This window comes from Legionella cardiaca, from assembly GCF_029026145.1.
Taxonomy (GTDB): Bacteria; Pseudomonadota; Gammaproteobacteria; order Legionellales; family Legionellaceae; genus Tatlockia; species Tatlockia cardiaca.
The window spans coordinates 2100361-2126374 of the sequence record NZ_CP119078.1; the positions used below are offsets into that span (position 1 = coordinate 2100361).

Here is a 26014-nt window from a genome sequence, read left to right on the forward strand (position 1 = left end):
TAGTATAGTCCATTACTTTTATAAGCGGCTCTCTTAAACCTGATTTTTGCGCGACATTGTTCTATATTTTTACATACTGACCTTTACGTATTAACTTTTTGTTGTTCTTAAGGATTAGGCTATGGTAGATCAATTTGAAAATATACTCCCCCTTAAAATTATTCATCTTGCTGAAACTCAACCTGAAAAAATAGCTCTGAAATTCCTCAAAGAAGATTATAAAAGTTATCAGACACTCACCTACAGACAATTAAAAGAACAAATGTTATTGCTGACCGATGCCATATTACAGACTCAATTACGACAAAACCTTCCTTTGACACAGCAACCGATATTATTAATCTTTGATTCCAGTATTGAATACATTATTTCCTTTTTAGCCATACTTAACTCTGGAAATATTGCAATAACAGCTTATCCGCCACGACAAGTACGACATTTGCATCGCCTGTTGAAAATCATCGAAAATTCCAATGCTTCGCTTGTTCTGACGACTGAAGCAATTAAAAATTTCTGTCAGGAAAACCAATTTGAATTTCCCCAAACCAGTCATCTGATATGCATAGAGGAGTTACAGAAAAAGCGTTATATTTTCGAAGGAATAAAACCTACCGTAAAACCAGATTATATCGCTTTTTTACAATACACTTCGGGTTCCACAGGTGCCCCAAAAGGGGTTGTAGTAACTCATCAAAATATAATTGCCAATCTTGACTTAATGACTCACTACTTAGAAGAAAGAGCTTTTGAAAAATGCGTCTCATGGCTTCCCATTTTTCACGACATGGGGTTAGTCGGGAATACGCTACTGCCTTTATCTCATGGTGGAACCTGTGTTTTTATGGCGCCTCTTACTTTTCTGAAAAATCCTCTGTTTTGGTTTCAAGTTTTTAGTCAGGAAAAAGGGACTTTCAGCATGGCTCCAAATTTTGCTTACGATTTGGTTACTGAAGCATTCAAAAAAACAGATGTATCTAAACTAAAACTCGATTTTTCTCATATTCTTTTTCTGGTTAATGGAGCTGAGCCTGTTAAACCTCAAACAGTAAGAAATTTTGAACAGTTACTGGCACCTTACGGTTTAGCAAAAAACACAGTAAGAACCGGTTATGGCATGGCAGAAACAACGCTTTGTATCTCTTTTGAGAAAAGCAATTCTCGTTTTATCTCAATAGATAAAAAGTCATGGGAACAAGGTTTACTTGTTCCGAGTAAAACGCCTGAGTCGCAAATAGAATTAGTCTCTTGCGGAACAGTAGATAAGGGCCTGCTAAGAATAGTGGATCCAAATAGTCTGCAAGTACTTCCAATGAGTCAGGTTGGAGAAATCTGGGTTCAGAGCGAATCAGTTTCTGCAGGTTATTATAACGCTCCAGAAAAGACCAAAGAAATATTTAACGCATTTACCAGTGATACTCAGGAAGGTCCCTTTTTAAGAACGGGCGATTTAGGTCTTATTAACCAGAATGGTGCTCTGATTGTTTGCGGCAGATTAAAAGACTTAATAATTATCAATGGACGTAATATTTATCCGCAGGACATAGAAAGAGTCTGCTATGAAAGTGATCCTGCATTAATAAAAAACAGTGCAGCTGCCTTTTCTCTGGAGAATGACAGTTCAGAAGAATGTATTATTATTGCAGAGGTAAATCCCGACCTGGATAAAACAGAATATCAACGTATTCTGGGACAAATAAGAAAATCTGTTTTTGAAAGCGCTGACATTGTTCCCCGCGATATTGTACTTATCCCTCCTAGAAAAATATTCAAAACTAGCAGCGGAAAAATACAACGGAGTACTTGCAAAAATGCCTATCTTCAAGAAGAGTTTGAAGTGATTGCACGTTTGCAGCAACTGCAAGAAAGCATGGTACACGAACCTTTGATGCAGCAGGCGCAACAAACTACAGATATTATCCCTTGGATAAAACAATGGGTTTCTGATCATACACAAACACCTGTCACCAAGATTGATATAAACAAGGCTTTTGCTGAATACGGCATGAGTTCCGTTGAACTCGTTGCGATGATTGGCGATCTTGAAAAGCTGTTACGACAACCGCTGGATCCATGGCTGGTTTGGGAGTTTCCCACTATTGGCAGCCTAAGCCAACGGCTTAGAGCAGAAGTAAGACCCCAGGTAATTGAAGAAACCATGCCTTATGAACCTATTGCGATCATAGGAATAGATTGTCTCTTTCCAGGGCAAAACTATAAAAATATTAACGGCATCGAGGAGCTGTGGGAAAATCTAAAAGAGAATAATGACAATATCATTCCTATTCCGTCTGATCGTTGGGATAACCGCCTGTATTACGACTCTGATTGGGAAAAGAAAGGGCATATGTACTGTTCTGAAGGTGGCTTTCTTAACAATATCAAATTTTTTGATGCCAAATTCTTTAATATTTCTCCTCGCGAAGCCACTTACCTCGATCCGCAGCAACGATTGCTTCTTACGGTAACATGGCATGCATTAGAAGATGCTGGTATTGCCGTTGAGAGTATAAAAAATTCAAAAACGGGTATTTATTTAGGCATTAGTACGCATGATTATGATGCATTAATACAAAAAAATGTGCCTCTTGAAGAATTAAATACTTATCAAGCTACTGGTACCAGCTTCTCGACTGCTGCCGGTCGACTGGCTTACTTCCTCGGAACTCAGGGACCCTGTATGTCCATTGATACTGCCTGTTCCTCTTCTTTAGTCAGTATTCATCAGGCTAGTCGTAGTTTACAGGATGGTGATTGCCACATGGCTATTGCTGGAGGGGTCAATCTCATTTTATCACCGGAAGGAAATATTATATTTTGTAAAAGCCATATGTTATCTCCCAAAAATCGTTGCAGTACCTTTGACATCAGCGCAGATGGTTATGTTCGAGGTGAAGGATGCGGTGTTGTCATTTTGAAAAAACTACGCGACGCTGTGCAGGATGGTAATAAAATTTATGCTGTTATTCATGGCAGTGCCGTCAATCAGGATGGCGCAAGCAATGGTTTGACAGCTCCCAATTTAAATGCGCAAGTTGATGTCATTGAAACCGCTTTACGTCGGGCGAATTTACAGGCAACGCAGATTACCCACGTTGAGGCACATGGTACGGGCACGGAGCTTGGTGATCCAATCGAGTGGGAAGGAATTCGTCGTACCTATGGCGTTGAACGCCAAACTCCTCTTTATATCACCTCTTTAAAAACTCGAATTGGTCATCTTGAAGCAGCTGCCGGGGTAGCAGGACTGATTAAAACCGTTTTAGCAATCAAACATGGTCAAATACCGGCACATCTTCATCTGCACCAATTCAATCCAAAACTACATCAACAAGAGACTATGTTAGTGCCAGGAAAACTTACAAATTGGAATGACAACAAGCGTTACGCCGGCGTCAGTTCTTTTGGTTTTAGTGGTACCAATGCCCACATTATTTTAGGAGAAGCACCAGAACCAGCAATAATTCAAGAAAAAGTTAACCGCCCAAACCATCTTTGGGTTGTGAGTGCTCAGGATAAAGAAACATTGAGTGCTTACATACAAAACTATCTTGCGTATGGCGAACAACAGTCTGAAAGCATTCATTTTGCCTCATTATGTCATCATTTGTTAACAAAACGAACCCACTTACCGTATCGTGCCTTTGTAGTAGCACAAAGCAGAACTGAATGGATAGAGAAGTTAGTAGATAAAAACTGGCAGAAAGGCTGTATTACTGACGAAAATCAAATGGCATGGCTATTTACAGGCCAAGGCTGTTTACAGGCGAATGTTGCTGCCCAATTGTATGCCACCCTACCCCCCTTTGCCGCCATTATCGAACACTGCTGTGCCTTGAGCAAAAAGTGGTTACCCTATGATTTGCGGGAAATTTTATTAAACACGCCGGAATCTATAGATATCAATAATACAACGTACGCACAACCAGCTCTTTTTGTCTATGAATATGCGCTGGCTCAATGGTTATTGAAATTAGGTTTGCAGCCTCAATGTTTATTAGGCCACAGTTTAGGTGAATATGTTGCCGCATGCATTGCCGAAATTGTTTCTCTTGAAGATGCGCTTATGCTTGTCTGTAAACGAGCCATGCTTTTTTCGAAACTTCCGGACAATGGCTCCATGTTGGCAATTACCGCCCCTTCCTCAACGGTAGAGCCTCTAATTAAAAATTTTAACAGCCTGGTCATTGCTTTAAAAAATGGACCAACTCAAATCGTCGTTTCGGGCACTCACGAAGACATCGCAGCATGCCAATTTTCTTGTCAGGAAATGAATATACGCTGTAAAAAAGTTGCCACGTCACATGCCTTCCATTCACCATTGATTAAGCCCATTGCTGAAGAATTTGAAAAAATAGCAAGTACAATAAATTACAAGCCCGGAAAAATAGCTGTTATATCCAATGTTACTGGAAAAGAAATTCAAAACGGTCAAATCAATGCAGCCTATTGGCGCAACCACATGTTGGCAACAGTACAATTTCATCAGGGATTAGAAACTATAATTGAAAAAGGCACTGATATCTGTCTGGAAATTGGCCCTAAACCCCTGCTTACTTCACAAATACAGGAAACCTATGATGATGTACTTGCCTTACCAACCGTTTCTGACTGTAATCAACCCTGGCCAGGATTATTGCAAACTTTGGGAAATTTATATTTGCGAGGAATTGATCTCAACTGGCAGGAATTTGATAAACATCATCTTTTTGTGGAAGAACCCCTGCTTAAATACCCCTTTAAAGGCAAAAATTATTGGTTGCCAAAATTTGACCCCACACCTGATGTTGTTTCAATAGAGAACACATGGAAATCCTGCCTTTATCAGCCGCAATGGGAAAAACTTGATTGGCAGCCAGAACTTGCTATTAGAGAAGGAACGGTTGTCTTGATAAGCAGGGAGGAAGACAATCAACTTAATGAATACATTTCACTTTTAAAACAAAAATTTCCCGCAGTGCAAGTCGTTATATATCTTTCCTCCAACCAGCAGAAAGAACAATTGGCTACGGTTCTACAACAGGCAGATCATTTTATTTATCTTTGTCTTGCTGATAATGAACAATTACAAAATGAAATGGCTTTCATGATGTTGCTTTCACAAGCATTAATAAAGAATGCATCGGAAAAACCATTTATTTTCCTCACTCATGCTGATTCACTTACAGGCACAGCCTTATTGGCTTTACTAAAATCAGTACAACAGGAATATCCCGCATGGCCCCTCAGTTGTTTGCAGATAACAAAAGAAACCGATCAAAAGTGGCTTGATTTTATTTTTGCTCAACCTGAGAGACAAGGAATATTACGCTATGGACCAACAGGACACTATGAGCAACAAACAATTATCCCTCTCGATGCCCACCTAGCCAATAGCGATTTTAAAATTACAGCCCAGGATGTATGTTTGATTACGGGTGCTTATGGTGATATTGGCCAAGCGTTAATTGAAGTACTATCAGAACTTGGCCTGAACTATATTATTGCCGTTGGACGCCGAAAAAATGAACCATCCTGGTCCACTGTAATCACTGATCAAAAAGCAAAAGGGCTGCAATTACACTATTGTTGCTGCGATGTATCTGACGCTGATGAAGTAGAAAAACTCATGAAAAGCCTACCTGCTCATTTTCCTCCATTGACAATGATAATTCATGCTGCCGGCACAACCATTGACCAACCATGGTTAGAAACCACAGAAGTGGAGATGAACACCATCCTTAAGGCAAAAGCTTTGGGGGCCTGGTATCTCCATCAAGCTACAGGTAGTTACTCACTTAAAGTATTTATTTGTATTTCTTCATTAAGTGCAATATTTGGTAATCAGGGACAGGCAATATATGCCGCAGCGAATTCATTCCTGAATGCATTGGTCTCTTTACGCCGCAACCAAAATCAGGCGGCCCAATCTTTAATTTTGGGTCCGGTAAAAAACACTGGTTTATTTAAGAAAAATGAAAAAGCGCTGACAGCCTATTTATCTGCCAAAGGAATTACTCCCTTAACCATCGAAGAACTCAAATATATTTTTAAAAAGCAAATACAGTTTCCACAACTTATTTTGGGACATTTTCTTAAACCCTTGGATGAAATAGCGTCATTAACAGAACCTCAAGAAGAAAATGAAGAGAACAATGAATTCGATGCAACCACGGTAAAAGCAGAGGATATTCTCAAAATATCGCAAGAAATTCTGGGAATCTCGTCAGGTGATCTTTCAATGCAGGATAATTGGTTTGATGTGGGGATGGATTCAATTATGGCCGCTCAATTAGCTCATCAAATCAATCGAAAATATAAGAGAAAATGCATTGTTGCCAAAGACATTTTTACCTATGCCTCAGCAGAGTTGCTGGCAAAAAAAATCAATCAGACTTCACCGGAAAATTATGCCTCTCTTTCTGAACAAGTTAGAGTTCGTGCAACAACCTTCCCTCTCTCATTACAACAACAGGAAATTTGGAATTTCTTGAAACAGACGCCCGAAAAAGAAGCCTACCAGCTTCCAATTACAATACGTATCGATAGTGCTTTATCAAGAGATAGATTACAAGAAGCGATTTCCAGAGTAATGGCACGCCATGACATTTTACGTTGTAGTTTTTATGAGGTCTTGGGACAAGTAAATCAACATGTTCATGAAGACTGTTTGCTTAATCTTGAATTTTTGGACAACCATAATGAAAAGGATGTCGTTGATTTTTTCAACTCGCCTTTTGATTTGACCAAAGCCCCATTAATCAAGACAAAGCTCATTAAACAAAATGAAACACAGTATTTATGGTTACTCAATTTTCATCACCTTATTTGTGATGGTTATACCGTTACTTCATTCGTTCATGAAGTAGTTCAGGCTTATGATGATGAGCCTTTGAAAGACCCACTCTCACAGTATGGCGATTTCATTTCATGGCAATGGGATAATGTTTATTACGCTTTGAATGATGATTTGAAATCTTACTGGCAGCAAAGGCTGGAAAATATGCCCGTCACTGTACCTCTTGCAATGGAAACGAAACAACCAATGGAAGCGCATGTAGTCTCTGAAGTATTAGCTTTAGAAAAAATAAAACGCAGTTTAAATGTTCTTGAAAAAAATAATTTATCGATGAGCAATTTCATGCTGGCAAACCTGTTTGACGTCTTATTTGCTACCTTTCAACAGGAACAGCTCGGAATAGTGGTCCTTTTCTCAGGCAGAGAAAACGGTGAATTTGCTACAGTCTTCGGTGATACATCGAATGATGTGGTAATTACTTCAAAAATCGAACCTAATATTTTTACGCACAGCAAATTGCTACAAGATCAGATCTTATCTCTAGGAGACAAACAGTATTTCCGTCTGCCTATTTTAAAAGAACTGGGTTTAAACAAACCAATGATCTCGTTTGATTTCCAACGAGGCATTGAATTGAATCTGAAAACCACGCTGCAGATGACCATGGTAAAAGCAACCAATGTGCAAAACTACTTATGGGGAGATGAACCCAGATTATTGTCGTTCAAAGTTCATTTGTCTGAAGATCATCTGAAATTTGCGCTGAAATACCGGACTGATAAAATAAAAAAAGAAACAGCACAAACCTTATTAGATAACTGGTTATCTCGTCTGCTTGCCAATGAAAACACCGAGGATGCGACAGAGTTTGCCAATCAAAAAAATATATCCTATTACGAAGCTTCAGCGTTACAAGCAAACTTATGGCAATTGTTAAAAAAACACCCCAATGGCCTACCTTACTATGTTCCGCTATTTAAGATCCTGAATAAAGATGTTGATTTACAACAATTGAATATTGCTTTGCAAAAAACCATTCAACACAATCCTTCCTTGCGCACATCCTTTATAGAACAGGATAAAAGTATCCAATGGTGCATTCATTCTGAGGTACAAACCGCAATTAAACACATCGAAACTGATCATCTTTATGCAACACTGAATAACCTATTAGTAGAACCAATCGCTCCATGGCAACCGCCCTTACTAAAAGCCTATCTCGTGGTGGACAATCAAGACAAAGAAAATAGAATTTTATTACTTAGGTTGCATCATCTTGTATGTGATGGGCTTTCTGCCGAACAATTTCTTAAAGAGCTGGAGCGGTGGTATTACCAGGAAGATAGAAAAGACGATATACCAAGCGAAGACAAGCATTATTTAAGCAGATACCAATTGGAGCAATCAGCCTATACTCAAAATCTGCATCACTATGCAAATTATATCGCTAACATCAATTCACTTCTTTCAGAAAATAGTTGGCTGCCTGCGGACTGTCAAAAACCTGATTTTATGGGAGAAGTCGTTTACCAGCAACTATCCAGAGAGCTCACAGAAAAAATACTATATTTTTGTCAAAAAAATCAGTTTTCTCTTTATGCTTTCTATCTTTATATGTTTTGTAACACATTAAAAACCTTGGTTCAGGAAGATAAAATTTACCTTAGTATTGTTAAATCAAACAGAGTCTCACTGACTCCTCAGAATATGATAGGTTATTATGCCGATAATATCCCTATCCTTGTACAAATAAGTTCATCGGATGACTTGATAGGACAAATAAAACAAATCCAAATCCACATTATTGGACTAATCGAACAATACCAGTATTCATTTTTAGACCGGGATATGAAAAAAATTAATTATAGACAACCTCAGTTTATTTTTAATCAATACAAAGCAGATAATGAAAGCAAATTATTTCAACCTGCAGATTATCTAATCGACAACCTCCTTGAACAAGGAGGAAAAAAAGTTACATTATGGAATTACCTTAATCCTGAAAAAATAAATCTTCTTGTACGAAGCAGCAATCTGGGTGACATGATAGGACTTGCGTTCAATTCGCGCTTTTTTAACTCGGAGGAGGCGCAATTATTTCTACAGCGAATGTTAAAAACAATAAATTCTATCTGATTGTATTGCAAAAAATACAGATAAGAAAACTCAATTGTTGCCAATCCGCAGTCAGACTGGTTAAACAAACATGATGAAGATAACCTTAAAACCTGAAGTATAGTAATTCATGTTCTGCGTGGGTAGGCGGGAATCCATCTCTCAAACGAAGAGAAGAGTTAATAGCATAGAGAGATTCTTGCCTGCGCAGGAATGACACTAAATCTCGATAAATTAATGATGATCCCTCAAGCAATCTAGCTAGAATTGGGTGCCCTGGCAGCTCAATCTACATCGAATAGCAATCTTTAAAAAAATGACAAAAGTGAAAGAAATTTCAGGCAATATTCTTAATAAAATCTTAATTTATATTGGATATAATGTGTACAATATTTGTGCGATAGGAACCTTTCATGAAGCCAGAGAATGTATTCAAAATCTATGAATTAATTATGACGGAATATAATAAATTATTACCAATACTTCTAATTAATACGGAAGAGAATAATCTCCACGAAATAAAAGAAAAATTAAAGACACTTGCTACTGACACTGCTCCGACCTGTGCATCTGGCGAATGTGCTGATTTTGCTGACGTTAATACCGATGCTAAAATTATGGCAGCCTCACTTGCCGCATTTAATATTGCGAGTGATAAAGTAAAAGATATTCACGATGGTGAAGAATATAAAGAAAAGTTTAAAACGGCCTTTGATGCCGCATTACGTGTTGAACTATATCGCCAATTTCTTTCATTAGACCAAGATCTTAATGAACTAAGAAATAAATTTATAATAAACGATCCATCCGCTAGAGTAACCTTGAAGTCCCTCATGAATTTCTTATATGAAGAAATCTCTAAAAATATCAATTCTGAATTTAGCAAATTTGAAAAAGTACAAGGTTCAGTAAAACCAGATGATCTAGAAAAAATTAACTCAATGAGACAAGATTTAACAATACTTTTCGAGAAATTCAAAAAAGTTGTTGATGAAAATCAGAGTATAGAAGTTATTCAAAATGCATCTCTTGAGTTTCAAATTAAAGCAGGTCAATTAATTCGTGGGTATGAAGTTAAAAACGAAAGTAATGAGAGTTGGACTCCTTTTTTGAAAAATATGCTAATGCTCGTAACGATAATTGGCACTATACCCGCTGTTATATCCCTTCTTACTAAAGCAGTAACTGGAAGCTATGCCTTTTTTGATAAACCTATCATTAGAAAAACTTCTGCAGAAGAGGTGGCACCAGAAGATAAATTGCTTGGAACATTGCGGACTTAAACAAATAATCTACTGCATAGGATTAATATTGAAACCATCCAAATAAACTCATGTAGGTTGGGCTAAAAGCCCAACCCTTTCTTCAAACGATCTAGCCAGAAGTTGTTGGGCTTTTAAGCCCACCCTACTCAATTAGGCTTGCAAATTTTAAACATGAGATAAAACTTTAAGAATCTTACTATAATAAATGCATGAGCGCTCTAGAATTACATTTGCAGCTGGCAAACGAAGCAAACGATTACGCTCGCTCTCGGATTGTCCATGGCTGCACACAACTTGAAAATAATGATCTTCCTGTCGAATATTTCGAAGCATTAAATAATGCCGTACTCAAACAGGTAAGAGCATTAATTAATCAGACTCGCGTGGATCCTTATCGGCTCCTCACTGATGATGACGTTTATGATTATGAAAAAACTATTTCACTTACCAGCAAATATTCCTTAGGGAATTGCTATGAGCTTGCATTACAAGCGATGGATTATTTCTTAACAACAACAAATCAAATTCCATCAAGTAATGTAGAGGTTTTATCTATTGATGGAGAAAAAGGCGATCATATCTTTCTAGTTATCGGAAGAAGTCCTGAAAGTAACGTTAATGATATTAACTCCTGGGGTACTGATGCTGTAATCTGTGACCCTTGGTCAAACCAGGTGTACTGTGCATCGGAATGGAAAGATAAGTTAAAAACATTTTATCGAACATACAATAAAAACGGGACGATAACTAATTGTGTTACGGGCTACGATGCTGCCGTACATAGCTTAAAAGTCATATTAGATATTCATCAACTAAAAAGCCATCTTAATAAATCAACTCTTAAAGAAAACTATATCAATGAGTTAAATTTGATGGAATGGACTCTTAAGAATCATAAAACTAAATTAGAAACTCGTAGTGAAAAATTGTTGAAAAAATATGGCAGTGAAGATGAAAAATATCAAGTTATTGGACAAAAAATAGGTTACGCAACCACAGTTCTTTCCATGGTCGAAGCACTAAGAACTACAATCCCAGACACTGAAGAGGACATGGATTTTCGCGATTTTCATCGTCTATTAAGGAAAAATTTAAAACAACTTTTTGAAAATGTACAAGAGATAATTACGCTCACCTCCGAGGAGCGCGCAGCCTTATCAGGATACAGACATCCTAATAATCTCCTTAGCCTGATGCGAACTACTATCAATGTTTCTCCGCCTACAGAGAAAACAATTAGGGATGCGAATGAAGAGCTTGTAAAAAACTTAACAGGCAAAAAATTATGAAAGTAGCAACTGCAATCAAGGCCTGAGCATTTCCATAATAAAGCGGGTAAAGAAGGGACCATCGAGCTCTTTCACTTATAGCCCAACAAGCTAATAGAATCTTCTAATTCGACATACCCCACCCCAATAGTAGACTGCGGTTCATAATTGGCAGTGTAGTCACGACCGGAGCTATGATGGTTGTATAGACCAATCATTTGCTTTCTCAATTTCTTCAGCCAAAATTTGAGAATGTGTTTTAGCAAAGAAAAACGCTTTATTCATAGAGAAATCCGTTTTATTCCCATGACTTTCAACTGCATGTGCTACTACTTTTGCAATAATCGCTAGCAACCCAATACCAGTTAAAGCAAGAAGTATATTTGCAATTATTGGTCTCCATGCTTCTCGATGCGTCTCTATCTCTAATCTCTTCTCTTGGCTATTAAGTAGCTGCTTAAATTCGTCTTTAAATACCAGCTCTTGTTCTAAGTTTGGTGTTTCTTGGTAATAAGCATCTATCAGGAATTGTTCCAGTTTATTTTTTAAGGCTTGAGTATGGTCTCTAATTATTTCCCCTTTATTAAAGCCAATTTTTTGCCCATAGTAATACATATCATCAATTCGCTCATATAGGATAGTTAGTTCTTTATTATTCTTCTTTATATCAGCAATAATTTTCTTATATAAATCCTGCAAATTAAGCTTTTGCCCGGTTGCCTTTTCATATTGTTTATATAGAACAAGAGCCTGTCTATAATTTTTATTACCACCTTGACCAGAACGATGCATAAAAGCACGAGCGCGCATTGCCTGAACATTCCCCAACTTGATAGCATCCTCATACAGTTTAATTGCTGCAGGGTAATTTTTATCACCCCCTATACCATGTTGATACATGTAAGCACGACTTTGCATTGCTCTGGCATTTCCAAGCTTAATTGCATCATCATATAATCTTATGGCCTCAGGATAATTCCTTTCACCTGTCACATGACCATACTGATGCATATGGGCAAGATTATCCATTGCGCTGGCATTATTCAGTTTGATAGCGTCCTCAAAAAGACTGACTGCTTCAGGAATATTTATATTGCCCCCTATCCCATACTGGTGCATTAGGGCGCGATTATTCATTGCGTAGGAATGTCCTAGTTCGATAGCTTGATGATAAAACTTAATTGCTTTGTCCGTATTTATCTTGCCACCTATACCCTCCTGAAGCCATAATCCTCTTAAAAATAAAGCATTACTATTTTTAGTAGAGCTATTCGCTACTATCCCATCGATAGTTTTTAATACCTGACTAATTTGTTCTTCATTGAAGGAACGGCTATTCGTATAGTCAATCCATTTTATTAAAGCTTCGGTTTGTCCAGATAAAGCCTCATCTAATAAAGTAATAATTTCAGTGTCAGGAATTGGCATAATAGACTCAATAAGTGTATTTATTTTGTTCTTTGTGGTTTACTGTTGGAATTTTATCTTAATCACTTGGTTGCCTATATGGGTAAGATTACCCATGAAGTGAGAAGATTATCCCAGGGGTGAGTTACGCTAAGACTATTACAGTGAATTTATATTCTGAGAAAAGAAGTATTTTTGTTAAAAAAATTCATTATAAATAGACGAATAGAATATTTATTAAGCTAATTAATGCCTATACTGTATAAGTTGCTATGTAATTTTTTAGAACAGGATGTAATTTAATGATAAATTCACGCGATCTATCCATGAAAGCTCAATTGACTGATTTAGTCATCCAAAGATTAAGCGAGGCAAAAGAACAATTAAAAAAGGATTTTTCTCGTGCACATCCTATCAAGGTGGCACGACATTTCGTACTTGACAACTTTCTCCCTACTGAGATAGCTGAAAAAATTTATGCCGATTTTCCTAAACCCGGCAAAATGCATTTATTAAGTCATCATGGTGAATTAAAGTTAAAATATAGCCATTTGAGGGATACCTCAAGTCTGATACAAGACATCAATTTTGCCATTCAAGATCCTCGAGTAGTTGCGATTGTTGAGGAAATAACACAGATAAAAAATCAAATTCCCGATCCTTCCCGATTTGCCGGTGGCATTAGCATGTTACTCAAGGGATATTATATCAATCCGCACGTCGATAATTCACACGACGTCGATAGAAAATTCTATCGAGCTGTAAACGTACTTTATTATGTTTCCCCGAATTGGCAAGAAACGAATGGCGGCAATTACGAGTTATGGGATGAATCTGTAGAAAATCGCATTGTTGTTCCGTGTCTTTTTAATCGACTATTAGTAATGGAGACTAATCGCACATCCTGGCATTCTGTTAATCGAGTGGTAACTGACATGCCTCGATGTTGTGTGTTTAATTATTTTTTCTCGGAACACTCTCCTGAGGGTAAGGAATATTTAAATATGAATTCTCTTTTTAACCCGCTATATAGACCACGTCCCGAGCAAAAATTTCGTCGTGGCGTAGCACTCGTGAAGGATTCCCTATTAAAAGGATTTCGAAGATAAATTTTTATTAGTGAGCATTACCCCACCTCGGCTTGTCCGAGGCATCCAAAAGTAACCGTGCACAACCCACATTCATTCAGAGGAGTTTACGACTCACGTCATCCTGAGGAGTTTACGACTCACGTCATCCTGAGGAGTTTACGACGAAGGATCTCCTAAATGTGGCGTAAATATCTCACATTCAGGAGATCCTTCGCTCTGGATGATGGGATGACGTGGGTTGTGGCGGTTACTCAGGAACTTTGCAGTCCAACCCACATGATTTTATTTTTGGAACTAGAACAATAGAGGTTGAGTTAAAATTTCCATATCATGAGCCAGCAATCTTCTATTAGCGCGAAAATACGTCATTGGTGAATGCTCCAATAAATCTGAAAACTTTTCCATGTAAATACAGGCATAGCGATCAACCTGGTAAGCGAAATAAGTTTCTTCTGCACCAGCACGAAACACTCGTCCCCAGTGAGCATTGTAGAAGGTCTGCTCTTCTTGTAACAATTTGGCTATATCAATATCCAAGGCAGAGATCTGCTTCTGTATCTCTGCAATTTGGCTATCATATTGTGTTGAATCTTCTTCAATACTGCGGGTGTAAAGATCAATATTTTTTTGCTCTAATATTTTTTTAACATTCATTGCCTCAACAATTCTTTTCTCAACAGGCAGTGCCTTTCTTTGTGACTCAATTTCTTCACCCAACTCTTCAACAACCAGCGCCGTGCGCCAATTACAGTCTTTCTTCAAACGCAAAATATCACCGTAGATATGATCGCCGAGATATAAAATTTCATCGCCATTGATATCTAGATCTTCAGTAAATTTTCGGGCATTTCCTCCCTGGTAAACACCTGGAGTAATGGGGCCATAAGTATTGGACATTGAGCCATCTTTGGGGTTGATTGCCAGAAATCTTAAATTGTCATAAAAGAATCGTGGCTTGTGCGCTAAAGTAATGACGAACTCAAAAAGATCTCGCCAACTCTCACCTTCTTTTAAAAAGGGAGTAAGGGCATACTCCAACAGAAGATTAGTATAATAATAGTCTGAATTAGTCAGCAGGAAAAATTTCTTACCATAGCGAATATAACGTTTAAGCCCCTCTACTACCTCTTTCTCTCTTAAAACATAGTCATCCATATTTTGGGCAATATATTCCTTTAGACTACCATCCGCATGAGCTTTATCTACAGAGCTTAAAACATCCAAGGCAATTCCAGAGTAAGTTGGCAATTCTTGCGGACGTTCATCTTTTAGATCAATAAGTTGGCTATATAATACACAAAATGCGATTGAGAATGACGTATCGATTGCAATGTAGTTTGGATCTTTTAAATCCACATAAATACTGCGATATATTTTTTTCTGTTCAGCAAAGCTAATTTCTTTGGTGCCGTGATAACTTTGGCGGATAGCTGCATAACGGCTCAGTTTTAGAATGTTTCCATTTTTACTATCGATAATTAAACCACGAATAGAGCTGTCAAAATTAAATTTGAATTTTCGAATATCTACGGGATAATTTTTATCGTTTATTAATTTTTCAACCACAAGCTTATAAACCAATGATTCGAAATTCCTGGTGTTATACCGTATTAAGGTATGATCCATATCTAAGCCAATGTATTTGATCTTTTTCATATTTAAAATACGATTTACAAAAACTTTATGATTCATTCTTTTTCCTCAAAATCTATGCACTATTGATGGTGATAGGTTGCATTATCCATTGGCGTAATTGGTAGTGTAATCTTGACAGGTTTTAAGATAATAGCGTTCTTATTGCAGTCATGCCCAAGCTTAGGGATAAAATTCAATACTCGCAATATTAATGGTATAACCGATAAAAGAAAACTTAAAAATCCATTGCACTACCAATCAATAATCTCATCATTATAGTTACGCAATGCCTCTGCGTGACTTTCATTTTTATGTTGTTCGATTACTTTGAGCATTAAGCTAACACTTTTTTTCACATCAAGCTCCGCATCAGCACCGCCAAGGTCTGTCTTTACCCATCCCGGATTTAATAGCATTACCTTGACGCCATCTTTCATTACATCCAATGCAAAAGAACGCATTACACAATTAAGGGCCGCTTTGCTTGCACGATAAGCATAGCTTCGTCCCCATTGATTATTGCTAATACTCCCCATGCTTGAACTGATATTAACAATGAGTTTGTCCTTGCTCTTTAATAATAACGACAGAAAGGCATCACTAACCTTCAAGGCGCCTATGCAGTTAACATTCAGCACATTTAAAAAATTGTCGCGTGCAATGTTGCCAACAGTTACACCCGATTGCCCAGCAATCCCAGCGTTGTTGATAATCCAATCAAGAGCATGATGTTGAAGTTTCCCGACTAAAAACAGTATCTGATTATCGTCAGTTACATCAAGTTGATAAATAGTGATATTTTTTCGGTTTTGACTGTATTGCCACAGTTCATGTGCATTTTCAGGTGTTCGACAGGTAGCAATAATATGATTATTTTTTTCAGCAAGTTGTTTAACAAATTCCAATCCCAATCCTCGATTACTTCCTGTAATCAAAATTGTTTTCATAATCACACCCCTTCGCAATTAACTTATATTATTAAGGTAGATTTTCTAAAAATAATTGCAAATTTTTTAATAACTTATCTAATCTCATTATGCTAAATTTGCCTCTTCATTTGCATGTTTTATTGATTAATTAATATGTTACAATTGCCAATTTTTTAGGGAATTTTTTATGTCTCTTAACAAAATTGTCTTTTTTGGGGAAGCGAATACAGGAAAAACACAATTACTCAAGCGTATTCTTAACATTCCTTTTAACTCAGAATATAAGCCAACAAAAGCACCAGATTTTGATATTCTAAAAATCGATGACGAAACGATGCAATTATGGGATACCAAGGGGGAATCGGGGGGTATCTCCTACATAGCTAATGCGTTTAATCGTGGCGCCATCCTTGGTGTTTTCTGCGTGGATTTGAAAAAATTAATGGATAATCCAGATAAGAAAATTGACGATGAAATTTTACAATCATTTCATAACCAAAATCCAGGTAAAAAAATCATTTTAATTGGTACCAAAGCTGATCTTTTGGCCGATACCCTTAATGAGCAACAACGCAAAGCAGAGCAACTTCTCGCAAGAATCCCAGGGACTTTTTGTACACGTTTAGCGACTTCAGCAAAAGATAATACCAATATATCAGAACTTGAGATTTTATTAGAAAAATACACGAAAGAAGCAAACGATAAATTACTGCAAGCAAGAGACTTACTACCTTGCACCTGTCCTTTGTATGAAGCTATTCATAATTTATATGAACAGGCTAAAGATTTACCTCCGCAAAAATATCAAGCTATTCAAGAGGAAACTTTGAAGCTGGTTAAAACACTTCTAAAGGATGAGTATATGGATAAAACTGCCGTCATTCAGCAATTTGCTGATGAATGTAGTCTTCACTTAGAAGGGGAATATCCTCACGTAATTAAAGCATTACTCGCAGTCGCTGCAACAGCATTGGTGACCTTGGTTGCAGGAGCCTTGGGATTTGCTATAGGTTTTGCTTTAGGATTATGGTCTGGACCAGGTGCTTTTATCACAGGATTAATTGCTGGTGAAGCAGCAGCAGTTTCGGTAGCAACACTTAGTAGTACGTTAGGAGTAGGTGTTGGCATCTACACGTTTTTTAAGGGTTCAAAAGAATCGTCGGTCATGGCTCAGGTTAACAATGTAGCAGAAAAAGCTCTTTCTTTTGATCCGAACACTACCTCTGCAGTATTTTGACTTGTCGTTATCCCTTTTTAACGGGGATAACTTCAACGCCACTTATTTTTTAGATTCAATTTCAAACTGCTTAATTAACTCTAACACTTGTCCTTTCCTGTCAGACCAATGCTCAATCACTGTGCTATTAATTTTTTCACAGTTTTCAGCAAGCCAAGGACCTAGCTGCAACAGAATGGCAGGTATTTTAACCTGCATACAAGCAGCAAACTGTTTCTGTGTCTCATAATGACATAAATCCCCCTCCTTGAAACAATCCTGAACGATTTCGTCAGCTAACAATTGCCAATTCGGAGGCGGTTCTACACCCAAAAAGGATTTATTCATAATCTGTGGTAAAGCGGTTTTGGAAATCCATTCCAAATGATTAGGTTTAATTCCCGTTGTACAAAAGTCCTTTTGAAAATTTGTATGAAGTTCTTTGGCAATAACTTCCAGTTTTTTTTCATTAAAACAGGTGGTTACCGCATAGGTGGAAGTTATCCAAAAAAATAATAGTATCATTGCAGGCACAATGGCTTTGATTTTATTCATTATTTTTTCCTTTTGTTAGGATTTTCCCTTCCTAGTCTATACTTAATTATCGCACAATAATTTGCTAGTTGCCTTGGCTGCCTTTATGAATTATTGTTTTCCTTTATCTTCTACTTCAGTTAATGAATATGGAAATTAATTTAATTGCCTTAGCAATCCCCATTTTTTTAATATCAATGGCAATTGAATACTGGATATCCGTTATTCGTCACGAACAACTTTATTACTTAAATGATTTCACAAACAACCTTAGTTGCGGAGTCATCGAGCAAGCCACCATGTTACCCTTACAGGGTTTGCTTATTTTTAGTTACAACTACCTTTATCATCACTATGGATTTTTTTCGATTAACCCGCAATCTATCTTCGCCTGGATTTTCTTATGGCTCGGCGTTGATTTTCTTTATTATTGGTTTCATCGAGCAAGCCATCGTAACAATTTTTTATGGGCGGGGCATGCAGTACACCATCAAAGTGAACAGTATAATTTATCAGTTGCCTTACGACAGGGAATGATACAAACCTTATTCTCCTGGATTGTTTATTTACCCTTAGCGATGCTTGGCTTTCCAACCTGGATGTTTCTAATCGTTTCCTCACTAAATACCCTTTATCAATTTTGGATCCATACCAAGCTCATTAAGCGACTGGGTGGGTTTGAGCTTATTTTTAACACACCGTCCCATCATCGTGTCCACCATGGCAAAAACAAACAATATATTGATAAAAATTATGCGGGAAGTTTGATCATTTGGGATAAATTATTCGGAACTTTTGAAAAAGAAACAATTCCTGCCGATTATGGCACAACAGAACCACTTGCTTCATGGAATCCCTTTTATGCCAATATTAAAGTACTGTACGATACCTTTTTTTATGGAAAAAATTTATCCTCAATACGGGAGCGTTTTTTAGCATTTTTTATGCCTCCCGAATGGATTGTTCACCGCTTAGGTACACGTTTTTCCTCCAGAAAAAGTGATACCACGGAAAAGAAGTTTCAATACCCTGTTGCTTATATTTTAGTGAATCTTTTTATTGCTATCTTCTTCTTTGTTATTTATTTAGCATTTTTTGATTTGCATTCACCATTGAGCTGGATACTCGTTCTTTTCATTCTGACTACGCTTTATTTAATCGGCATGCTTTTAAATCGCGGTGTTATCATTAATATAAAATATACAGAATTTTTTCGCAGTTTTTTAATACTGACTATAGCCCATTTAGCGTTTAATAATTACATGATTGATTTGGCAGCGATGGCTTTTTTTTATGTCAGCAACTTGTTTATCTACAAGAGGCACTCACCTCACGTTCTCTCTCAACCTCTAAAGAATAGATGACTTAATCCAATTCATTTAAATGCAATGATTGTTTAATTGTCCAGAATTCTTTCCAGGGATCACTTACTTTATTTAGTCTTTCAGGCAGGGTGTTAATAGTATAAAACGTGTCTTGAATATCTTCTGTTAACTCATCCCAATCAAGAGGGGTTGCGACCGGTGCATGTAATCTTGCCCGCGTTGAATAGGCGCTAATGGCCGTAGCTCCACGTTGATTTCGCAAATAATCGACAAATATTTTACCCTTTCTTTTGGATTTAGCCATATTGCTTACATAAGTCTTGGGATCTGTTTTCTCTAAAAAGTGGACAAATACTTCGGTAAAATTTTTTACCTCTGGCCAATCATATTCTGGTTGTATGGGTATCACAATGTGCAACCCCTTGCCTCCTGTTGTTTTTACAAAACAGGTTAGATGAAATGCCTCTAAATGTTTTTTAATTTCAAAAGCCGCCTTAACAACCTCTTTCCACAAAACATCAGGCGCGGGATCTAAATCGAAGGTAATTATGTCAGGGTATTCAATTTTTTCAATTCGACTTCCCCACGGATGAATTTCCAACACCCCCATTTGCACAAGACTTAGTAACCCCTCCTTATCCTTTAAATAAATATATTCTTCCACCTTTCCATCAGACACATTTTTAATTGGCAAGGCGCATAAAGACTTTGGAGTAGCCTTATAATAATGTTTTTGATAAAAACACTTTTCATAACCATTAGGACAACGCACTAATGTTAGAGGACGATTTATAATAAAGGGTAAAATAAAAGAACTGATTTCATCATAGTAATTGAACAAATCCTGCTTGGTAATCTTATCTTGCTTATAAAAAATTTTATCAGGATTTGAAATGGAAGGTTTCTGAGATTTTGCAGTCTCTGTCACAATTTTTTTTATGGGCAGTTGTTCTTCTCTGGTAATTAAAGTCGATTTTTTATCTTTTCTTAAACCTTTAAAGCTTGGATGCCTTAATCTCCCATCTGATGTCCATTCACTAAACTCAATTTCAGCAACTAATTTCGGTTTTACCCAGGTTGCATTTTTGCTATCCGGAGGAAGAGAATTAAAAGGATTTTCTTTAAGAACATGCTTTTCTAGTTCTGCAAAAACCTCTTTTAATGAAGCCTCTGTAAAACCCGTTCCTACATTACCGCAATAAACCAGCTCTTTGTTCTCATTAAAGACACCCAGGAACAGCGATCCGAAATATTGCCGGGATTTTTTAGGTTTTGAATAGCCACCAATAACGAATTCCTGACGTTTAATGCATTTTACTTTAACCCAGGATTTTGAGCGCCTTGATTCATACTTGCTATGAATGTTTTTAGAGATAATGCCCTCTAGCCCTAGTTCACAGGATTGTTCAAAAACATCCTTCCCTTTACCAAGGATATGATCACTGTACTTAAGACTTAAATGTGTCATTGGGAATAGTGCTTTCAGGATTTCTTTACGCTGTTTTAAAGGTAAGGTTTTCAGACTAAATTTATCATAATAAATAAGATCAAAAATATAATAAATAAAGGGATATTCCTTATCTCCTTTCATAGCATTTTGCAGTAGTTGAAAATTAGATCGATGATTTTCATCCAATAGAACCACTTCGCCGTCAAATACTGCTCGTTCAATGGGTAGTCCTTCAAGCGCATTGACAATATTTTTAAATTTTTCTGTCCATTCAATATGATTGCGCGACATTAAGCGTATTGACTTACCGTTTTTGAATGCAACGATCCGATAACCATCAAATTTAACTTCGTGCAGCCAGTCAGCACCTACTGGTGGTTTATCAACGAGTGTAGCCAACTGCGGTGAAACACGTTGTGGGAAAGGGCTTTCTTCAAGATCTGCAGGTAGCAATTTATTAAGTGTTTTTTTCTTTTGTGTCGGGCTGGCAATTTTTTTCAATCCTTTTTTACTACTCCAAACAGTTTCATAATTTTCAGCTATCTCATCCAGAGATTGCTTTGACACAACACTATTTGGTTTTTCAACAGTAATATCATAATCACTTAAAGATTTGGCAAATTCATCCTTATATTTAATCAAAAACCACGATTTTTCTTCTTTATGAAAACGAATCAGATCCCACCGTCCCTGCAATTTTTTAGCTCGAAGTTGAAAGCGCAAGTGCCCTTTTTCATAAGCTTTTTCTGGATCATCGTCCAAGGATTCCCACGTTCCTTCATCCCACAGCATGACAGTACCACCCCCATATTCTCCTTTAGGGATAATGCCTTCAAAAGCCCCATATTCAACAGGATGATCTTCAACATGCATTGCCAATCGTTTTACTTTTGGATCTAAACATGGTCCTTTAGGAATAGCCCAACTTTTAAGTACACCACCAAGTTCAAGGCGAAAATCATAATGAAGATGGCTTGCAGCATGTTTTTGAATAACAAAAGAATAATTTTCATCGTGATGAATTTCACCCTTCGGTTCCGGTGTTTTCTTAAAGTTTCTTTTTTGGTGATATAAATCCAATCTCATGAGACGCTTCCATTTTACTCACTTATGATAATTATAGGTGACGCTATAAAAATGGTACCTCTATCTCACAACTGGCTGCTGATATGATGGCAATACACCACAGTGTAGACTATGAAAGAATTCCGCCGCATTTAATTCTGAGGCGTATTGACTATCTCCTCTCCGTCATCGTCCAGAGGCTTTGGTTTATTGAAAGCAAGAGGATGATCCGCATGCGTCACATCCACAGCGGACAAGCTTACTACTTCTGCTTTTTTAGCCGATTTATCGAGTTGAGAATTGAAAACGTGAAACATCCGCTTAGTACTCTCTTCGCCGAAATCCTCTTCTTCATTAGAGGCAACCAACGCTGCCAAAATAGTATCGGATTCTTTTTTAATCGCCATTTTTTTTGTCAATAATGGCTCAAGAACTACAATATTTTCGGCAGTTTCTTGGGCGGAGATATTTTTTGTTGCCAATTCTAGATTTTTAGCAGAAGCTGCCTCGCGAAAAAATCCATTCAAAGCGTTAAAAAACTGACTGACCTTACCTGGAGCAAAGAAGAAATCTGATAACTTGGAATTCATTTCCAAAGGCGTAGGAAGATAATGACGTGAAGCGAAATACTGACCAACTAACACTGGGCTTGCAAACAAAGAATAAAGAGCTACTATGGGAACCCGTAGAATACTGCCAACTAGCCCCCAGCTCACTCTGGCAAGAGTTGAGCCCGCTTTTACTATTAATCCCACATCGGCTCTTACTTTAGAAAGCAGATCCTTCGCAGGCTGCAATGCCATTAAAGCTTGTGATTTTAGATTTGGATTTCTTAAGGAGCCAATCCCTAATATTGCACTGGTGATAAGCGATGTAACAGCACGAGCTACAGCAGGAATATAGGAAAGAACCATTTTTATGGATCCAGCCAAACCGCCTATTTTTTCACGGCCATCCATAAATCTGTATTTAACAGCAGCAACATATTCCGGATCATTAGCATAATGTGTATTAACATAATGCATAATTTTGTATTTTTCATCTTGAGGCAAATTGCTCGTATCAAGTTGCAAAATTTGCTCGCGAATATGTGCGCGTTTAAAATTTTCCTGTAACTTATTTGTTACTGGGGCATTCGTTTCATAGGAGGATGGGGCGCCCGTATATCTTGATGCGTATTCTGCTATGACACCTGCAACAGAGTTTACCATGACATCGCTGTAATCCGATTCCAAAGCTTTTTTAAATGTATCTAAATATTGAGTTACCTGACTCTCAATCTGTTGTTCTTCTTCGACTGAGATTTTTTCTATGTTATTGCGTCTCTTATAAGCAACAGTCATGGCTTCTTTAATTTCAGGGCGTAGCTCTTCCATCTTCGCTTCGATACCAAGGATATGTGCCGCCTCTTCTTCTCCCTCCTCGTAGCGAATACCACTTTCAATAACAATTGCTGCTAATTTTGCTCCTGATAAACCGAGCTCAAGATATGGAAAGGAGGCATGTCCAGCTTCTGAAGCAATTTCTTCACTTAACCAGGGAATATTTGCTTTAAATGCAATCTCATAACCAAGTCCAATTGCTGCGGTACCTATCAAGCCTGCTAATACAGGATTTTCAAAGAGTAATTCAACACCACGGACTAAAATGCTTTCCTTGCCATTTGTAAGATCTGTTAAGAAAAAGGCAGCTTTTCCCTCAATCATTGCGGTAGAAAATGCCGACATGAATCCATGGGTTTCGCCTACTAACGATTTGGCAATGGGAATATTCAACTTGGTATAAATGAAATGCAAGAAAGCATACTTTGCCGCAAAGGGCATTAGCATGGGTGTGGCTGTAGTTGCTGCTAAAGTAAAGGCTAATCCACCTAAAGGATGTGCCCGATAAATTTCCTGTGAGAATACTTCCACCATGCCTTTAATAAAATCATTGCTCGCCCAGGAAACCAAATCTTCGGGTTTATCTGGATTTAGCTGATAATCCACCCCCGCTTCTCCAACCTCCTCAAATTTTACACTATCATAAGAGATATTATTTTTTTGCAGTAACATCTCTACTGCTTGTTGATCCTGCTCGGTTATTTCTGCGTTTATTTGTAAGCGCGAGTGAAGCAACCGGCCTATCTCGTTATCACTGATTGGTTTTCTTCCTATTGTTACATCGTAATAAATATTTTTTATACCATCCCAGATATTGACCGTAAGGCCTTTTACCACTTCAACCAATGGCTTTATAGTAAGATTAATTAGTTGGGTGCCGATGAATTGAAATGCTTTAACAAAAATACCTGAATTATTAATTTGGGTAAGGGCATTGTTTCCAAAAAGCGCTTGAGTAGCATCTAATTTACTATAAGCATCCTCAGCTATATCCCATTTCTGGAAGACTGATCGTTCACTTGGGAATGGTGGTATTTTAAAGGGGGTACGATCAGCTATGCGCAGGCCTAAATTAATTAGCCACACTGATGCGGCATAAACAGAATAAGCTAGATCAAGGACGGTCGTGCCAATGTCAAGCATAAAATTAACAGCAATAAATCCTACTTTTTTTGCGGCAGTGGAACCTGGAATTGTTCCCTTTTTTCCACTGAAGTTAACTAACCTTACTGTATCATCAGTATCATTGTATAGTTTTTTTCCCTCTTCAATTTGCTGAATCAGGGCAACGCGTTTTGCCAATTCCACGCTGCTCTTTGGTTGAAATCCATATTCAGCCAAATCAACCGCTACCAAGCCATTTTTTTCTTTAGCAGAAAAATCAAGACCATGCTCCTTACTAATCGCATTGTGATAATCCACCCGTTGGCTGGAAAATGCTTCCCCTGTAAATTGAGCATTAAGTAAGGCTTGAGAAAGTCCACTGGCATCTTGATATAAGCCTGTCACAGCATAATTGGCATCGATTGCGCTTTGAGTAATGACATTAATTTGTTGTTGGAGAAAGTATTTCAGTAGATTATCCCTGGTACCATAACTACCCAATATCGCTTTTACTTGTTCTTCTGAAGGATTTTTCATTGCTGTTAACAATTGACGATATTGTTGGGTTTGCTTTCGCAAGGTAGCAGCACAAGACATTAACGTAAGGTACGGTTCTTCGTTGTGTGCCTTATTTGCATTAATAATATTTTCTATTTCTTTATCCAACTGCTTGGTTTTGTCCAAGATATTCCGGAGGTTTTCTTCCGGTGTCTTTCCAGCAGCGTAATTATTTATGCATTGATTGAGTGGCTGCAAAATTTCTATCAAAGTTTGAGTTAGGTCTGCAACGGCAAGTCTTTCTTGATTTTTTGTTACTGCTACTTGTAGTTCTGTGGAACGCTCAAAAACGATACGTTTATAAGAACCAATCTCAGCAATCATTTTTGCCAGAGGATCTTGAATGCTATGGGCATCAAATACGCCATTTCGCAATGCTTCTTTTAGTTTTTGAGGGGTAGTGACGTAGACTAACGTTTGATATTGCTTATCTTGGTTGATTACAGAAAGTTTTGCATGAGTAGTACTATTTGAATAAAGTGTTTTCTTTTCCAACACCGTGGGTGTTACAGTTTTCCCAAGGCCATTAAATGAAGGAAAAATACCTCCTTTTGGAACGGCAATTGCTCGAGTAGGCTCATACAATATTAATTTTTCGCCATCTTTCCCATGAAGTCCAAATTTTCTTTTTAAAAAAGAATTGTATGACAGCATTTGCTGATAAGGTTTTTGAGGCATGGGATGGCCCTCTATTTAGGTAAAGAATATTTACACTTGTATTGCCGACTTTAGTACAATCTTGAAACACTAATAATTAAATAATAACACAATATGATTATATAATTATCAATAAATTGTAAATATAAGCCTCAAAAAAGCAAAAAATCATTCTTTTATAACCCAATGCCCTTAATAAAATCTTACAACAATGTCCAACATCTATTGTGTAAGCAAC

General features: G+C 37.4%; 12 protein-coding genes. 6 read left to right on the forward strand and 6 right to left on the reverse strand.

From position 1 onward, the window contains the following. The first annotated feature begins 121 nt into the window (after nucleotides 1–121). The 3 genes from PXX05_RS08980 (at nucleotide 122) to PXX05_RS08990 (ending at nucleotide 11444) form a co-directional block, all read left to right on the forward strand. The gene (locus PXX05_RS08980; protein ID WP_275087891.1) at nucleotides 122–8911 is read left to right on the forward strand and encodes a type I polyketide synthase; all 8790 of its coding nucleotides are present in this window, start codon (nucleotides 122–124) and stop codon (nucleotides 8909–8911) included. A gap of 392 nt (nucleotides 8912–9303) precedes the next feature. Next, nucleotides 9304–10173 carry a hypothetical protein gene (locus PXX05_RS08985; RefSeq protein ID WP_275087892.1) on the forward strand — a complete coding sequence of 290 codons (870 nt, stop codon included), beginning with the start codon at nucleotides 9304–9306 and terminating at the stop codon, nucleotides 10171–10173. A 191-nt stretch (nucleotides 10174–10364) separates the two neighbouring features. Beyond that, nucleotides 10365–11444, forward strand: a complete 1080-nt coding sequence (locus PXX05_RS08990) for a hypothetical protein (protein WP_275087893.1) — start codon at nucleotides 10365–10367, stop codon at nucleotides 11442–11444. A 171-nt stretch (nucleotides 11445–11615) separates the two neighbouring features. Here PXX05_RS08990 and PXX05_RS08995 read toward each other — a convergent pair whose 3' ends face one another. Beyond that, nucleotides 11616–12851, reverse strand: a complete 1236-nt coding sequence (locus tag PXX05_RS08995; protein ID WP_275087894.1) for a tetratricopeptide repeat protein — start codon at nucleotides 12849–12851, stop codon at nucleotides 11616–11618. Between the two features lie 281 nt (nucleotides 12852–13132). Between PXX05_RS08995 and PXX05_RS09000 the strand changes: the two genes are divergently transcribed. Continuing rightward, on the forward strand, nucleotides 13133–13939 hold the full coding sequence (locus PXX05_RS09000) for a 2OG-Fe(II) oxygenase (protein WP_275087895.1): 807 nt from the start codon (nucleotides 13133–13135) through the stop codon (nucleotides 13937–13939). Between the two features lie 276 nt (nucleotides 13940–14215). Here PXX05_RS09000 and PXX05_RS09005 read toward each other — a convergent pair whose 3' ends face one another. Both PXX05_RS09005 and PXX05_RS09010 read right to left on the reverse strand, forming a co-directional pair. Then, nucleotides 14216–15577 (reverse strand): HAD-IG family 5'-nucleotidase, encoded by a 1362-nt coding sequence (locus tag PXX05_RS09005; protein ID WP_420844646.1) that lies wholly within the window; start codon nucleotides 15575–15577, stop codon nucleotides 14216–14218. Between the two features lie 230 nt (nucleotides 15578–15807). Then, on the reverse strand, nucleotides 15808–16503 hold the full coding sequence (locus tag PXX05_RS09010) for an SDR family oxidoreductase (RefSeq protein WP_275087897.1): 696 nt from the start codon (nucleotides 16501–16503) through the stop codon (nucleotides 15808–15810). 169 nt (nucleotides 16504–16672) lie between these two features. On the opposite strand from PXX05_RS09010, the gene PXX05_RS09015 reads away from it, so the two are divergent. Beyond that, on the forward strand, nucleotides 16673–17722 hold the full coding sequence (locus PXX05_RS09015; protein WP_275087898.1) for a GTP-binding protein: 1050 nt from the start codon (nucleotides 16673–16675) through the stop codon (nucleotides 17720–17722). Between the two features lie 42 nt (nucleotides 17723–17764). On the opposite strand, the gene PXX05_RS09020 is transcribed toward PXX05_RS09015, so the two are convergent. Then, on the reverse strand, nucleotides 17765–18256 hold the full coding sequence (locus PXX05_RS09020; protein WP_275087899.1) for a hypothetical protein: 492 nt from the start codon (nucleotides 18254–18256) through the stop codon (nucleotides 17765–17767). Nucleotides 18257–18378: 122 nt separating this feature from the next. Here PXX05_RS09020 and PXX05_RS09025 point away from each other — a divergent pair, with 122 nt between their 5' ends. Next, nucleotides 18379–19599 (forward strand): sterol desaturase family protein, encoded by a 1221-nt coding sequence (locus PXX05_RS09025; protein ID WP_275087900.1) that lies wholly within the window; start codon nucleotides 18379–18381, stop codon nucleotides 19597–19599. Between the two features lies 1 nt (nucleotide 19600). On the opposite strand, the gene ligD is transcribed toward PXX05_RS09025, so the two are convergent. Continuing rightward, a complete protein-coding gene (ligD, locus tag PXX05_RS09030) occupies nucleotides 19601–22096 on the reverse strand; it encodes a DNA ligase D (RefSeq protein WP_275087901.1) in 2496 nt (831 codons plus the stop codon). A 131-nt stretch (nucleotides 22097–22227) separates the two neighbouring features. Beyond that, complete coding sequence (locus tag PXX05_RS09035; RefSeq protein ID WP_275087902.1) at nucleotides 22228–25797, reverse strand: hypothetical protein; 3570 nt, start codon at nucleotides 25795–25797, stop codon at nucleotides 22228–22230. Nucleotides 25798–26014 lie beyond the last annotated feature (217 nt).